The sequence below is a fragment of the Paenibacillus sp. KACC 21273 genome (genome assembly GCF_028736095.1).
Taxonomy (GTDB): Bacteria; Bacillota; Bacilli; order Paenibacillales; family Paenibacillaceae; genus Saccharibacillus; species Saccharibacillus kyungheensis.
Genome location: NZ_CP117876.1, coordinates 4,276,013 through 4,291,249, shown reverse-complemented (window position 1 = coordinate 4,291,249; position 15,237 = coordinate 4,276,013). Strand labels below are relative to the sequence as shown.

Below are 15,237 nucleotides of genomic sequence, written 5' to 3'. Positions count from 1 at the left end.
GAGATGAAATGGTATACGTTTGGACAAATGATCGCTAGTATTCGTGTGGGTCAAAAAGCCAGTACTATGGATGGAGCACGTATTATCATGCGTACAACCAAAGGCATCATTTGGTTCAATGGTAGAGAGCAAGGACAATACGTCCAAATCAAAGATTATTTATTTTCAGACTTATGGCATATGTACGAAGATGAAGAAGGATTGATCTCTTCTTCCGAGCGTGAGCAGTATGAACAGCATGAATACGAAATGATCGAAAATCAATATGTGGAATGGTGGACTGAACGTAAACAGTCCTTAAAGTAAGCTATTTCTATAAATTGTATAGTCTATGTTATCCAAAAAAAGGTCCTGAATAGCATTTACAGTGCTGACAGGACCTTTATTTATAGATTTATTCAGTCCGCTACGTTACAATAAATAAAGGTATCTTTTCCATAAATTAATAGTCCGATTTTATGGAAATAAGGTGTAGTCCTATGCGGTTCATGGTATGATACTAAAAAAAGAATCGAATTTTGTCGATATTCGGGCATTTAGATTTTTAATACGGCTAAAAGGCATGGAGCAAGTGCGGCTGATATAGATGGGGGTTAATTTCCTAAAATGAAACAACGTAAGAGCCTGGTACCCAAACCTTTTCCGGTGACTGTATATATTTTGGCTGTTATGACAGTTGTGTTGATTATTGTGAATACTACCTATTATGTAACAACACGAAAAGCATTGATTTCGGTCCAAGAACAAAATATGCGTGCAATCACTGATCAGATTAGATCATCTATCAAATTATCTCAAAGTGGAGAAGCTTTTGTAGAGGACTTGATAGGCGAGAACCTGAGAATGGCAGCTCAAGCTGCACAGTCTAAGATTGGGTCAGACATGAATGAAGTTACCAATCAACAACTTGCTGAAGTGAGCAAAGAAGTAGGTGTAGATCGGATTACACTGTTAGCTCCTTCAGGTAATAATATTGTTCCTATACGTTCTTCAGACCCTAATGAATTATCGGTGAAAGAAGAATGGCGAGCAGATTGGCTCAAAGCGGTTCAAGAATTGCTTGCTCGCAAAACGCCTACTGTCGATATTGGACAGAAGCTACCTGATTATTGGGGAGCGCCTATGATCTCCAAAGTAGATAATGCTAACTCTGCTGGTGAAAAGTGGGGTTATTACTACGATGGCAAAACGAATTATGTGATAAATGTCTATACGAATGATAAGTCTGTACGAGAATTTCAAGAAAAAACAGGCGTAGAAGCGATTATTCGTGAAATCCTGAATGGTGAGCGTAGTCGTCAGACATTAGGAATTGCTATTTTTAATCCGCCTATCTTTCTCGATCAAGCGAATCAATTCAATTCGCATGGTGTGATCTGGTACTCTGATAATGAGACATTATATAACGATTACTCTTATAAGAGTGCTACCGACAAAACAAATATTAAGCAAGTTAATAAATCAGGGAATACCATATCTATTACAGATGAATTTGATAATGTCCCTGTGCTCAAAACATTTATACCGGTAGAGTTAACGTATCCTGCTATTATAACGGTCGTATCGGATTTGACAGAAGTTCAGCAGACACTCAATGAACAACTGATCCGATTAACACTGACGATTTCTGCTTGTTCAATCGCTATTATTGCGTTGGTATTGGGATTGATCACTATTCTGAATCGTCGCACCGAAGCAGCAGCGCAAAGTGTGCAAAATGTCTATTTGGAAAATATAGACGCACTCTTTAACTCGATCAAAGAACAACGTCATGATTTCAACAATCATGTGAATACGATTCAATTATTGGTCAAAATGAAAAAATATGACGACTTATCGACGTATACCGCTGAGCTGGTAGGGGAATCGATTGCGATGAATCAGATTATCAATATCAATCTGCCTGCATTGTCTGCATTGATTCAAGCCAAAACCACACAAGCGTATGACCGTCGAATCAAGTTCGAATATGATATCAGTAATCTCAAATCGGTTCAATTTGGGACAGTGAAATCGACAGAACTGGTTAAGATTGTTAGTAATCTAATTGATAACGCTTTTGATGCTGTGAGCGAAACCGACAAACCGGATAAAATGGTCAAAGTGACCGGACGTGTTCGCGGAGAACAGTTAACCTTCACAGTTGGAAATAATGGCAATCCGATTCCCGAAAAATTAAAACAACAAATTTTCGAAGCAGGATTCAGTACCAAGCCGCTTAACCGCAAAAATTCAGGATTAGGTCTGGCAATAGTACAGAAAATTTTGTCCAAACATCGGGGTATCATTCGGGTTGAAAGTGATGAAGAATGGACAGAGTTCTCTGTTCGTTTACCACTTTAATTCTAAAGTATGCCATGCAAGACATGGATCAAGTGAATCTTTATAATCATACTCTATATGTTCGTAACATATGGAGATAAGCTGATAACAGCACAAATAAAACCGCTACATTCTCTGTCACAAGAGAACATAGCGGTTTTATTTATTTTAAGAATCTTGAGGCAATGTGGATTGTGGTCTGGAAGCATGAGTCCGTATCGAATGATTCCCTTTTTTGCCTGCTGATCCGGTTAACCATTGTCCTCCCGGTAAGCGAGAGAGTCCGCTCGTTAGTGCGATAGCTGTAGGAGCTACAATCATAAAGGTAAGGATTGTGAGCACAAGATTCAGTCCAGGAGCTGTGATCTGGCGGGTAAAGTAAGACACGCCCATCAATATTAGGGCATGAGATAGATAACCACCAAAGGAGTAGCGTCCACACCACTGAAGAAAGCGAACCATTACACTTTTTCGTTCTACAAGGTATAAAGCTAATCCGTACATCAACAACATATGACTCACGACCGCCAAAAAGGTAGTCGGCTTGAGATATGTCGATACATTTAGATTAATAGCTACAGGATCAAAGCGTAACAGATCATAACCTAACCAGATATACATAATCAAAAACGATACAGCCGTCCAGGGCAGTATTTTGATGATCATCGCTCTCCAACGTTGAATTGCAGAACCACAGATTCCACCCAGTACAAAATAAAAAAAGTAAAAGATAAATTCGCTAGTACGATGATCTAAAATAATTTTCCAGATCCCCTGTACATTCCACGTAGGCATAGCATAATAGCATAACCACATTAACCAGCCATAGATGATTCCGATGACGATTAACATAATAACGATATGTCGCTTTTGCTCGTGTGGTGAGCGATTTTCCAATAATCGTGTTTGAAATTGCTTACCGAGCCAGCGGAAAAGCGGGAATAACAGATAAAATTGAAAAATCATAATTACAAACCAGAGATGATATCCATTGGTAGGTGCGAATAATTGCTGTACAATATCTTGCAAACTATCTGCTCGAAGCAATGGCGCGTTAAATATCCACTGCATGACGATCCAATAAATGATTGTCCATACAACAAAAGGAATATAGATATCGCCAATCCGTCTAAAGATAACCGAACGGTATTTGCGTCCATCTCCATATTGATAAAATAAAATAGCTCCGGCTAAAAAGACAAACGTTAACGTACCAAATCGTGTAAAATGATAAAGCATACCTAACATTATCGAATCAGCTTGTATACTGCCACTTCGATAAATATATTCACCAATCGAATGTTGCATCACGACCGCCAAAAAGGCAAACCCACGTAGCAATGCCCATTCATTGATCCGTTCTCTAGACATATATTCACCTCAATCATCCATAACCATTCTTTACACTAGTAAAGCAGTATATCAGACAATTGTTAATAGAAGATGAATTATATTTGTTTTATTATCAACAGATGTCGACTAAAAAAAGAACTTCCTTGAAAGAAAAGGAAGGTCTTTGAAGTATATGGTAATCGAATGTTATTGTACCGCTACATTCCATTTCGAAAAATTAATTTGACCATCACCACCAAATATTTCTGTACCAAATTCCACACTACTTACATATTTCGTATTTGCCATCCATTTTTTGCTGTTCACCAGATAATCGGTAAAGTTTTTCACATTCAATGAAGCGCTAGAGACATTAGAAGTACGTACAAAAGAGAACACATTCCATCCTTTACCATTACCAGCATCAAGCCAACCTTTGTGCACTTTCCAGCTACTGCCGCCGATCGTGACGGTCTCAACATAAGAACCAAGTGGCCCTGCATTCGTATTATTTAACCAGATCATTACTTCATCGGTAGGGGTAGAATCCCAACTAGCTTTGTTCGTATTGTGGAACCAGATATCATAAGCCGCATTGTACGTTCCGTCTGCTTTGATAGAATACGCTACATTGGTATTGATATTTTTATTGTCGGAAAGTCGAGTAGGGAAACCACTACCCGGTGTATATCCTTCTGTCCAATGCCATCCGCTAACAAGCGATGGATACGCTTTGACAGAAGATGTAGTGCTTGGCCAGTGCCATACCCAGCCTAGATCGGTATCACTGTTATGATAGACTGTTTGCCACCATCCTTGAACCGTATCCTGACCCCACACATTGTTAAATACATAGTACTTATTGTTAGCAAAATTGAGCTTATCATAGGCTGTAGATGAGGAAGCGGCTGAAGCCTGAAGCGGTAAAACCATAACCAACGATAATACCACCGTGAATACCAAAAAACGAGACCCTAGACGATGACGAATCCATTGAGTAATCATAAATGTCCTCCTTGAATAATGGGATTAGTGTGCTGTACACTGACCCGATTATACCAGTCATTTTATGGAATTATAACCATTTCTGACTATAATGATATGTCATATAAATATGTTGAAATGCGTTATTTTTGCACCAAAATAGGTCTTTATATAACCCTGAAAAGATTGTGTCTATAGACCTATTTTCCAAATATGGAATTGACAATGTCAAAATATACCGAGTATGATGGCTATATTATAAACAAGGAAGGAGGTTGAAGGACATGATTTTACGCAATGATATGAATATTCAGAACCCGTATCAGCCGGATCAGCATATTGATCTAGGATTACAAGATGAACGTAATATCAACTGCTGCTTGAAAACTTCATACACTTGCTTCATGTTCTTCAATCTCTTACGGACGACATAAACTGCAATACGGAAATAAAAGCTTAGTTTATATTGGAACAGTTACTTTATACATAATTGTGTATATTCAATGCTAACTAGCTAAATAATTTCCAGTTCAATCTGTGCCATGATCCAATTAGGCATCGAATTAAATATGCAGGGTTTATTGGATAGCAAATAGTGCCGTTACACCTATTTGCCTCATAAACCACCAGCCGCAGACCGTATACAGGGGTCCGCGGCTTTTTTATGTCTTTAACATCCATAAAGTTTATAAAAAGGATTTTAATACCTTTTTCTAATCAGTGTAAATCACTAAGTACAACATATTAATGTAACCCAAATAAATCAAAATCATGAAATAAAACCATTTCAATATTGAATACGTCTTACTAATGAAATATATCTCTAACAGACATATTCAATTCAAATGAACCTTTTCAACATATAGAACTAATAGCTATAGACGATAACTATAAATCGAATAACAAGCTTAAAATGAACTATTCCATATCAGCAAATAAATTAAAAATAAGATCGTCAAAAAATATCATAAGCAAGAAATTATAGAACAAGCAATTATAAAAAAAGGATATCTGTAGCTCACTGATATTCATCAACACAACACTAATATCCAAACACCGAGCATCAATAAAAATGAAAAGATAAAACACAAATACAAATCACAAAATCAAAATAACCACCCATCAAAGCAGTAATCTAATTGCTGCATCTCCTCCAAAAGGAGAAAATAAATAACGCTCTAACTCATCGTTTTTTATCGAAAAGGAAAATTACCACCCAGCACAGAGCGAAAGAAATAAAATGGATTCTGAAAGAGCGCAGCGCTCGCATTTGAAATGGAATCCCGACTGCTTGCAGTCTTATCAAGGGATTCCATTTCAACAGCGACGACAAGAACCATTTTATTTCTGTAGCGGTTTCTAATCCAAAAAAACGTAAAGTGAATTTTCACCCATCCCCTTCATATGAAAGGAGTGATCGATCATGCCCGTTACTCAAGCCATGACTTCTATCATTCAGACTGAATTAAAACGTATTGAACAAGAACAACAAGTTCGTATTTTATATGCTTGCGAATCCGGTAGTCGCGCATGGGGATTTCCTTCTCAAGATAGCGACTATGATGTGCGCTTTATTTATGTTCATCCTCCAGAATGGTATTTGTCGATTTTCAACAGGCGCGACGTTATCGAATATCCAATTAATGAGCAGTTAGATATTAACGGTTGGGACTTGCGTAAAGCATTGAATTTGTTCCGCAAATCCAATCCACCATTATTGGAATGGTTGCATTCCCCTATCCCATATGCCGAAAATGGTTCACTTGCTGAGCGAATTCGAAACGTATCACCAAACCATTTTTCTCCTCGTTCGTGCATGTATCATTACCTGCATATGGCGAAAGGGAACTTCCGTGGGTACTTGCAAGGCGATACCGTCAAAATCAAAAAGTATTTTTACGTTTTGCGTCCGATACTGGCTTGTCTGTGGATCGATGAAAAAGGAACGATGCCACCGGTAAGCTTTGATGAGTTAATTGATGAAATGTTGCCACCGGGGCAACTTCGTAGTGATATCGATCAACTACTGACTCGTAAAAAAGCAGGCGAAGAATTTCATTTAGAACAACAGATTCCATCGATCCAGAACTTTTTGACCGATATGATCGATATTTTAGAACAACAAGTCGTGCATATGCCTACTTCTGAACAACTGCAAGATGAGCTATTAGATCAGTTGTTTCGGGAAACACTGCAATATGCGTATCCAAACGAAGTTTCGCTTTTGTAAGCAGACTCGTTTACAATAATAAAGAAGCCTCTGTAAACATAGAGGGGCTGAATTGAAAGAGGTTTTACCGATTATGAGCACTCCAATATCATCTTCTTATATTCATGAAGTAAAACTTCCTGCGGGAAGTGTACATGTCTATGCCAATCCAGAATTATTTGCAGGATTGGATTATAAAGTATTTAATATGGCTAATAATAATTTACAAATCCCGGGTATTCAGTATATGGGATATACACCTGATGTGCATGTGGGCATCGGCACATGTATTGGCACAACTGCGGTCTGGGATGCAAGTGCTGGTTATGTATCACCTTCGATTGTAGGTAGCGATATCGGCTGTGGTATGCGTGTTCATCTAACGAATTTGCATCGGGATGATCTGCAAGATGTAAAATTACGCCGTAAATTAGTCAAAGCTATCGAAAAATATTTACCGATGGAATCCCAGCAACGAGGACATTTTGCAGATTTACGATTAGAACATGTCGTACGCAAAGGATTACATGGTCTACCGGGCAAATATGTACCGGATAGCTATACACCGAAAAAATCGACATCGCTGACTCATGTAGAAGAAAGCCGTTTTTCTTTTGATGAAGAAGTGTTAAATGGTGTTCGAGATCAGACATGGGGTAGAGCGCATCGTCAACTAGGCACACTTGGTGGTGGCAATCACTTTGCAGAGATTCAGGCGCTTGAAATTGATGAAGAAAACCGTCATATCGCTGAAGCATGGGGCATGAGTGACGGACAAATTGTTGTGATGATTCATTCTGGCTCACGTTCATGGGGCGGAAGTGTTAGTCAGGAAAGCAATCGTGTGATGCTTTCTCAGATGCAACGATTGGGATTAGGAACAGCCGATCCTAGACTGGCTTTTCTACCTTTATCTCATCCTGAAGGTCAGTATTATGTGAATATGATGTATTCGGCGCTGAACTATGCTACAGTGAATCGTCATCTGATCGCTTATAGTATTCGTGAAGCGTTCCGTGATGTATTCGGTCGTTCCTGTGAAATGCGTACACTGTATGATCTAATGCACAATTATGCGTGGGCAGAAGAGCGTGACGAAGGAGCTGTATTTATTCATCGTAAAGGAGCCACTCGTGCTCTTCCAGCCGGTCATGCAGGTAATCCGAAGCCTTATCTCGCTACAGGTCATCCCGCATTGATCCCAGGTTCGATGGGCACTTCATCGTATATTATGGTGGGTCAGCCCGGTGGATATGATAATTATTATTCGATCTGTCATGGTGCAGGACGTGCACGTTCTCGGTCAGCGACCAAAAAATTAGTGACTGTCGATCAATTTGCCAGTTCACTTCAAGTCGGTACAGCCGATGAGATCGTCGTTAATCAGCGTTCACTGGAATCAATATTAGATGAGTCACCACAAGCATATAAAGATGTAGATCAGATTATTGAAAGTGTTACAGGAGCAGGACTTGCTTCTGTAGTCGCTAAATGTAAGCCGCTTGCGGCAATCAAGGGGGCTAAATGAATGGATTCACTTTTTCAGACAAGTCATACTAACGTGGAACCGATCGATAGTGAAAACACTCCTGAAGCGATTGTGATTTATACAAAAGATGAACAGAAATTACCTACTGAATATGCAGATTATGCTCGGGTGATTAAAGGAATTGAAGAATCGTTAACAGCGCGTTATGGAGTGACTTATAAATTATATTCAAGCAGTGATCCGAATACTGAATATTGGGAATTACTTGACGAAGATTTGCGTCATAATAGCACCGATGTAGAGCATGTTATTCGTATCTATGATCGCTTGGAAGAACGTACTTTTGTCTATGACGGAGATCGTACAGAACCTGATTATTGTGTACATCCTTCAGTGATGAATAATGTATTTGCGTATGCGCAAGCAGGTGTAGCATTAGCACGTATGCCGGTATTCCGTCCGCATGGAGTCAGCAGTGAAGATCTTGTTTTTGCAACAAGTGATGAATCGTTATTGAAATTTCTGGGGGATGTACGTGTACGTCAGCGGGAGCAAAGTTTGCGTCGTGTGACGGTGTTTACAGATACACGTCATGGCATCAATCGTCAAATGGAACCGGTGAGTCGTGCGGTTTCACGCGATGATGTGATTATGGCTCCAGAGATCAAACAAGATATTTATCGTTCATTAGATCGCTTTTTTGCAGAAGATCGTTCTTTTTACAAAACGTATGATATTCCGTATAAACGTGGTATTTTACTATACGGGCATCCCGGTAATGGTAAAACAACACTGGTAAAATCGATTGCTGGTAGTGTACCGGGACCTGTCGCGTACTGGCAGATTACAGAGTATACAAGCAGTGAATCGATCGAAGAAGTGTTCGATGCGGCTGTGCGTATGACCCCGATGGTGCTTGTGATCGAAGATATCGATTCGATGCCCAAAGATGCACGTTCGTTCTTTTTGAATACATTGGATGGAGCAACGTCCAAAGAAGGTGTATTTTTGATCGGAACGACTAACTATCCTGAAAAAATCGATCCTGGTTTGATGAATCGTGCCGGACGTTTTGATCGTGCTTATGAGATTATTTTGCCTGATGAGAAATTACGAGCAGAATTCTTTTATCGCAAACGTCTGCATGAATTTGCAGGAGACGATATAGTGCAGGAAACAGCCAAGTTAACAGAAGGATTTACTTTTGCTCAACTTGGCGAATTATATATCTCGGCAGCATTGCACTGGCATGAAGATGGTCAATTGGATATGAAAGAATTGATTCAAGGACTTCGCGGTGAATTGGATAAAAGTCGCAAAGGCGTATGGCTTCATAATGGTGAAGGTCGAGTCGGTTTTCATTTCTAAGTAGCCTATGATGATCGTAATAACGTTCTCTAATGATTGTTTTATAAAAGGATTGGAAAAGTAGAGTTTTTTACTTTTCTAGTCCTTTTTTTTGTGCTTAGCAAAAGTAATATATATATGATTTACTACTAAATAGAAAAATATGAAATTTTCGGTATTCTTATATGTAATTATTAGATTAAATAATCTATTTCTTATTAGATGCGATATGAAAATAGAATCATAAAATACATCGTTAATCGTATATGGAATAAAAATACATAGAAATATATAATTGGATACATCGCAAAACAGTAACAAAAGATTGCGATAGAAAGGAGTATCGTTCAGTAAAAGGCTTGGGAGTCTACAGGGTACAGCGATCACAATATAATCATTCAGGAGGGTATACAATGACCAAAAGAAGTAAAACATCTTTCGCAGGGATGACGATGTCTTTCCTTAGTGTAATCATGTTATCCACATTGTTGTTTCCGGGACTCACAATGAGTTATACACATGCAGCATCAACAGGTGGATATGCTACTACAACAGGTTCAAATGAAGCCGCTGTAACAGTAACGACACTTGCTGAATTGAAAAATGCCTTTAATGCAGGCAAACATCATATTGTGATCAAAGGCAATATTTATGGTGGAGCCAAACCATTAACACTTACGTTTGCTACAACCAATTGGAATAATACAACGATCGAAGGGGCAAGCGGTGGAGGAGCAGTATTACAAAATATTCAGTTAAAATTCAGTGGCGAAAATCTTCCAGCAGGAACAAATATTGAAAATGTAGTGATCAAAAATATTACGTTCTACGGAAATATTAAAGATTTGCAAAACTTAAGTGGAGCAGATACACAGCCCGGTGGGATAGGTACCAACTATTTGGGAGTCTCTTTCCGCCGTACAAGCAATATTTTGGTAGATCATGTCACTATGTATAATATCAGCGATGATCTATTTGTTATCTCGCAAGGTTCTGATTATGCGACTTTGTCAAACAGCCACTTTTATTTTACAGATAGCTGGTTAAAAATGAATCCTAATCCGATCTGGAACTGGGTAGGAAGCAATCAAGATTTGGCTTCTGAACGGTTGGCATTGATTATCGGCTCTAACAAAAATGATTCGTATACTTATGGTGGTGGCAAATTACATGTGACTATGCATCACAACTGGTTCGGGCCTAATCTAAAAGGACGTCCATTGTTACGTGGATATGTGCATATGTATGATAACTACTTTGATAACAGTACAACACCATCAGGCAATAATGCACAAGGTTATTCACAACAACAATATAATGCAGCACAGATCGGTAGTGGAGGTAACATTTTTTCGGAAAATAACTATTTTTACAAAACCAATAACAGCCATCAAATTGGTCTAGACAGTAATGGGGATGCTTATAAATTTTATGAACGCAACAATGTGTATAATGCAGTTACAGGAACATCGGCTATAGGAGCAGCATTTCCAGGTGGAACATCATTCCCGTATAGTTATTCGTTAGACCCGGCAGCCAATGTACCGAATCTAGTCCAAGCTAATGCAGGTCCTAAATAACAAGCAGGTAATTCATAAGAGAATGATTGTCAAAAACAGAAGAGTCTGCTAGAATAAACAAAAATGAATGTAAGCGTATTCATAAACACTAAATTTACAACGTTGTAATTTTAAAAGGTAAAAAGGATAATGCAAAATAAAAAGAATAATTGTGCTGAATCTATTGTTTTTTAAATGAGAATATAGAACACAATCACTTTATATTTTGCTTATCTTTTTATTTTTATATCAAAATTACAACGTTGTAATTAAGTGAACTATTCAAAGCTATACCGATGAAAGTAGTGAAAGGAAGTGGTCTATAGTGGGTCAAAAAGCAATCTCATTTATGAAATTGGTCAAGCGGGATAAGTACTTGTTGATTATGTTTGCACCTGTTTTTGTGTATTATGTGATTTTTATGTATATTCCTATGCCCGGTGTACTGATTGCTTTCAAAAATTTTACGCCAGGACAGGGCATTTTCGGTGGAGATTGGGTAGGGTTGCAATGGTTTGCTCAATTTGTTCACTCTATTTACTTCTGGCGGTTGTTACGCAATACGTTTTTACTCGCTTTTTTACCTCTACTTTTTGGATTCGGTATTCCTATTTTATTCGCGGTATGTATTGTTGAGATCAAAAATCAAGTGTTTAAACGATTTGCTCAAACGATTACGTATTTACCTCATTTTATATCCACAGTCGTCGTTGCCGGTATGTTAATCAATTTTTTATCCCCAGCTGATGGAATTGTGAATACATTGTTAGCAAGATTCGGTTTTGAAAAAGTGAATTTTATGATGGAAGCAGGTTGGTTTCGAACGATTTTTACCAGTTCTGAAATCTGGCAAAGTTTTGGGTTTAGCTCTATTATCTATATCGCTGCTATTATGAGCATCGATCCTGAAATGTATGATTCCGGCAAAATTGATGGTGTTAGCAAATTTCAAGAATTATGGCATCTGACATTACCAAGTATTAAGCCTACGATTGTTATTTTGTTGCTGTTATCTCTGGGTGGGATTATGAGTGTCGGTTTTGAAAAAGTATATCTACTCTACAATGGTGCAACCTATGAGACAGCAGACGTATTATCCACCTATGTATATCGTATGGGTATAGAAGGGCAAAATTACGGATTTGCGACAGCGGTCGGTTTGTTTAATTCTATCATTACATTTGTGCTTGTGTTCACAGTGAACCGGATAACAAGACGTATGACTAATATGTCTCTCTGGTAGTTTTGTACATGGTAGCCAGAGTACCTAAAGGAGACGCACATGAAAAAATCTATGCTCGAAAGTCCGCATCGGTCGTATGTGAAGATCAACAGCGATACATTTACACCTAAAAAATCATTAAGCGATCGTACATTTTACGGATTGATTTATGTTATGACGATTGTGGCGATTATAGTGACTTTGTATCCATTCTTGTATGTACTGAGTATTTCATTTAGTTCTGTAGAAGCGATTGATCAGCAGAAAGTCATTTTATTTCCGGTAGGCTTTACATTGTCTGGTTACAAAATGGTGTTGCAGTATCAAGAGCTGTGGGTCTCCTTTTACAATACACTCTGGTATACGGTTGTAGGGACTGTACTGAATATTTTATTTACCTGTTTGGCGGCATTTCCTTTATCCAGACCTCGATTTTTTTTACGTCGCAAATTGAATTTTTTTATCGCGTTTACAATGTACTTTTCCGGTGGATTGATCCCTGTGTATATGTTAATTACTTCGTTAGGGTTATACAATACACGCTGGGCTATGGTGTTACCTGTGCTAGTGATTACATTTAATGTCATGATCTGTCGATCTGCTTTTGAAGGAATACCGAATGAAATATTTGAGAGCGCTAACATTGATGGAGCGAACGATATTACGATGTTATTTAAATTAGCGATTCCGATCATTAAGCCTACACTGGCTGTATTGACACTTTATTATGCAGTCTATCACTGGAATAACTTTTTCTCGGCTCTACTATATCTGGGGCAACAGGATTTGCAACCGCTACAGATGTTTTTACGCAGAGTGTTAATTATGGCTTCGCCTGAAGTGATGCAGAAAATGGGCGGATCAATGTCTACCAGTGCATTAGCAGTATCTACATTGCAGGTACGTTATGTTTCTATTGTAGTGAGCATTTTGCCAATTGTAATGATCTATCCTTTTATTCAACGTTATTTTGTCAAAGGAATTACGTTGGGTGCAGTAAAAGGATAAGTGGCTAGTGATATGCGAGATTCGATGAAATATGCGATTTGGGTATGATCATAAAGGGGGCAAGCAGGATGAAAGCCAAAAAAGTAAGCACACTGGTATTGGTCACAATGTTAGCAGCAAGTCTGGCAGGTTGTAACAGTGGAAGCAATGGATCACAGACAAGTGCAGCGGTCAAAGCGGAGCCGAATTTTACATATACAGGGAAAGGACCTGTAACAGCGATCAAAGATGCCGAATTGTCTGTACTTGCGACCAATGCCTGGACAACCAATGTGGATTTGGCTCATGCTAAGATCGTACAGCAAATTACAGATAATGCCGGTATTAAAGTGAATTGGGATCTGATTCCGCCTCAAAACTATGCTGATGCTGTCAATCCAAGACTTGCCGCAGGAGTAGACTTACCAGATATTATTTATATGCCTGATCAAGATCAATTAATGAAATATATCAATAGTGGTATTGTGATCCCGATCGATGAACTGTACGAAAAATACGGAGTGAATTTGAAAACAATCTATGAGCAATCTCCTGATGTCAAAGCCAGTCTAACTACGCCTAATGGTAAAATGTATTATGTACCTCAACAGACACTTACCAAAAACTATATGCCTGTATTTATGGTTAATGAACGCTGGCTACAAACTCTAGGTCTGCAAGAACCGACAACTCTGGATGAATTTACAGAGATGTTACGTCAATTCAAAACAAAAGATCCGAATCAAAATGGCAAAGCAGACGAGATTCCAATGTCGATGGAACCCAAATTTTTAGAAATGGCATTTGGCCCTGTGTTTGGATTAGATTTGTCAAATCAATTTTATGCAGATGATCAAGGAAAAGTGCATTTTAGTTATAATGAACCTGCTTACAAGCAATACTTAACTTACCTGAACAGTCTATACAAAGAAGGATTATTAGGTGTCGATTATGCAAGTACAACCAGTGATCAGGTGACTTCAAGAATTTCACAAAATGTAACCGGAGCTACATTTAATTTTAGCTGGTATATGTCGATGGTCTATAGTCCATTATTTAAAGATTACAATCCAAAAGAACCTATATTCAAAGGAATTTTACCACTTAAAGGGCCGAATGGAGATCAATTTTATATTGGGCGTACGCCTGTTAGTGGAATTTTTGGAATTTCAAGAGATAGTAAAAATCCTGCATTAGCTTTTAAATTTCTAGACTATGCTGTTAGCGAAGAAGCACAGACGTATTACACTTGGGGTATCAAAGATGATACGTATACCGACAAAGATGGCAAAAAACAGTTTACAGCTAAAGGTCGAGATAATGATTATATCCAAAAGCTAGGGATTGGGCCTGTGAATCTACCTAATATTCAATCAGCCGAATCTGCTGACGCATTAGTTCCTGCATGGCATTCGCAATTAGATAAAAAATTAGAACCGTATATCCATACTCCTTTTCCGTTTGTATATGCTCTTCCAGAAGAAGCGAGTACAGATAGTATGGCGATGCCTGATATTACTACGTATGTAGAAGAAATGAATTTCAAATTTGTCAGTGGTAGTCTGGGATTAGATCAATTCGATAATTATCTTAGTACTCTCAAAAGTATGAATATCGATCAAGTTATTGCTAACAAACAAGCTCAGTATGATCGCTATCTAGCAGCTCAGAAAAAATAATGTAATCTTATTTGCAGAGTAGAGATTTGGGAAATATTTCATTCAACCTATATAATAGAAGAATAACAAAGTATTGCCCATCTGCTCCTGATCGTTTACGAAAAAGA

General features: G+C 38.2%; 12 protein-coding genes. 10 read left to right on the top strand and 2 right to left on the bottom strand.

Annotated elements, in window-relative coordinates:
- Positions 1–3 precede the first annotated feature (3 nt).
- Together PQ460_RS18850 and PQ460_RS18845 are read left to right on the top strand one after the other, a co-directional pair.
- On the top strand, positions 4–306 hold the full coding sequence (locus PQ460_RS18850) for a hypothetical protein (protein WP_274170751.1): 303 nt from the start codon (positions 4–6) through the stop codon (positions 304–306).
- A gap of 300 nt (positions 307–606) precedes the next feature.
- Complete coding sequence (locus PQ460_RS18845; RefSeq protein WP_273615148.1) at positions 607–2,343, top strand: sensor histidine kinase; 1,737 nt, start codon at positions 607–609, stop codon at positions 2,341–2,343.
- 147 nt (positions 2,344–2,490) lie between these two features.
- Here PQ460_RS18845 and PQ460_RS18840 read toward each other — a convergent pair whose 3' ends face one another.
- Both PQ460_RS18840 and PQ460_RS18835 read right to left on the bottom strand, forming a co-directional pair.
- On the bottom strand, positions 2,491–3,693 hold the full coding sequence (locus PQ460_RS18840; protein ID WP_274170750.1) for an acyltransferase: 1,203 nt from the start codon (positions 3,691–3,693) through the stop codon (positions 2,491–2,493).
- Between the two features lie 168 nt (positions 3,694–3,861).
- Positions 3,862–4,587 carry a GH12 family glycosyl hydrolase domain-containing protein gene (locus tag PQ460_RS18835; protein ID WP_420540660.1) on the bottom strand — a complete coding sequence of 242 codons (726 nt, stop codon included), beginning with the start codon at positions 4,585–4,587 and terminating at the stop codon, positions 3,862–3,864.
- 335 nt (positions 4,588–4,922) lie between these two features.
- Here PQ460_RS18835 and PQ460_RS18830 point away from each other — a divergent pair, with 335 nt between their 5' ends.
- The 8 genes from PQ460_RS18830 to PQ460_RS18795 all read left to right on the top strand — a co-directional run bounded on the left by PQ460_RS18830 (position 4,923) and on the right by PQ460_RS18795 (position 15,130).
- Complete coding sequence (locus tag PQ460_RS18830; RefSeq protein WP_273615151.1) at positions 4,923–5,072, top strand: hypothetical protein; 150 nt, start codon at positions 4,923–4,925, stop codon at positions 5,070–5,072.
- A 989-nt stretch (positions 5,073–6,061) separates the two neighbouring features.
- Positions 6,062–6,868 carry a nucleotidyltransferase domain-containing protein gene (locus tag PQ460_RS18825; protein WP_274170748.1) on the top strand — a complete coding sequence of 269 codons (807 nt, stop codon included), beginning with the start codon at positions 6,062–6,064 and terminating at the stop codon, positions 6,866–6,868.
- A gap of 73 nt (positions 6,869–6,941) precedes the next feature.
- Positions 6,942–8,375 carry an RtcB family protein gene (locus tag PQ460_RS18820; RefSeq protein WP_204825365.1) on the top strand — a complete coding sequence of 478 codons (1,434 nt, stop codon included), beginning with the start codon at positions 6,942–6,944 and terminating at the stop codon, positions 8,373–8,375.
- Entirely contained in the window at positions 8,376–9,704 is a 1,329-nt protein-coding gene (locus PQ460_RS18815; RefSeq protein ID WP_274170747.1) for an AAA family ATPase, read from the top strand.
- Between the two features lie 392 nt (positions 9,705–10,096).
- Positions 10,097–11,263 (top strand): pectate lyase family protein, encoded by a 1,167-nt coding sequence (locus tag PQ460_RS18810; protein WP_274170746.1) that lies wholly within the window; start codon positions 10,097–10,099, stop codon positions 11,261–11,263.
- Between the two features lie 328 nt (positions 11,264–11,591).
- Entirely contained in the window at positions 11,592–12,485 is an 894-nt protein-coding gene (locus tag PQ460_RS18805; RefSeq protein WP_274170745.1) for an ABC transporter permease, read from the top strand.
- Between the two features lie 39 nt (positions 12,486–12,524).
- Entirely contained in the window at positions 12,525–13,472 is a 948-nt protein-coding gene (locus tag PQ460_RS18800; RefSeq protein ID WP_274170744.1) for a carbohydrate ABC transporter permease, read from the top strand.
- Between the two features lie 68 nt (positions 13,473–13,540).
- Entirely contained in the window at positions 13,541–15,130 is a 1,590-nt protein-coding gene (locus tag PQ460_RS18795; RefSeq protein WP_274170743.1) for an extracellular solute-binding protein, read from the top strand.
- Positions 15,131–15,237: the final 107 nt, after the last annotated feature.

Coding starts and splice junctions, on each gene's coding strand:
- PQ460_RS18800 (WP_274170744.1), top strand. CDS start 12,525: ATGAAAAAATCTATGCTCGAAAGTCCGCATCGGTCGTATGTGAAGATC.
- PQ460_RS18835 (WP_420540660.1), bottom strand. CDS start 4,587: ATGGTTTTACCGCTTCAGGCTTCAGCCGCTTCCTCATCTACAGCCTAT.
- PQ460_RS18810 (WP_274170746.1), top strand. CDS start 10,097: ATGACCAAAAGAAGTAAAACATCTTTCGCAGGGATGACGATGTCTTTC.
- PQ460_RS18840 (WP_274170750.1), bottom strand. CDS start 3,693: ATGTCTAGAGAACGGATCAATGAATGGGCATTGCTACGTGGGTTTGCC.
- PQ460_RS18820 (WP_204825365.1), top strand. CDS start 6,942: ATGAGCACTCCAATATCATCTTCTTATATTCATGAAGTAAAACTTCCT.
- PQ460_RS18830 (WP_273615151.1), top strand. CDS start 4,923: ATGATTTTACGCAATGATATGAATATTCAGAACCCGTATCAGCCGGAT.
- PQ460_RS18795 (WP_274170743.1), top strand. CDS start 13,541: ATGAAAGCCAAAAAAGTAAGCACACTGGTATTGGTCACAATGTTAGCA.
- PQ460_RS18850 (WP_274170751.1), top strand. CDS start 4: ATGAAATGGTATACGTTTGGACAAATGATCGCTAGTATTCGTGTGGGT.
- PQ460_RS18845 (WP_273615148.1), top strand. CDS start 607: ATGAAACAACGTAAGAGCCTGGTACCCAAACCTTTTCCGGTGACTGTA.
- PQ460_RS18805 (WP_274170745.1), top strand. CDS start 11,592: ATGAAATTGGTCAAGCGGGATAAGTACTTGTTGATTATGTTTGCACCT.
- PQ460_RS18825 (WP_274170748.1), top strand. CDS start 6,062: ATGCCCGTTACTCAAGCCATGACTTCTATCATTCAGACTGAATTAAAA.
- PQ460_RS18815 (WP_274170747.1), top strand. CDS start 8,376: ATGGATTCACTTTTTCAGACAAGTCATACTAACGTGGAACCGATCGAT.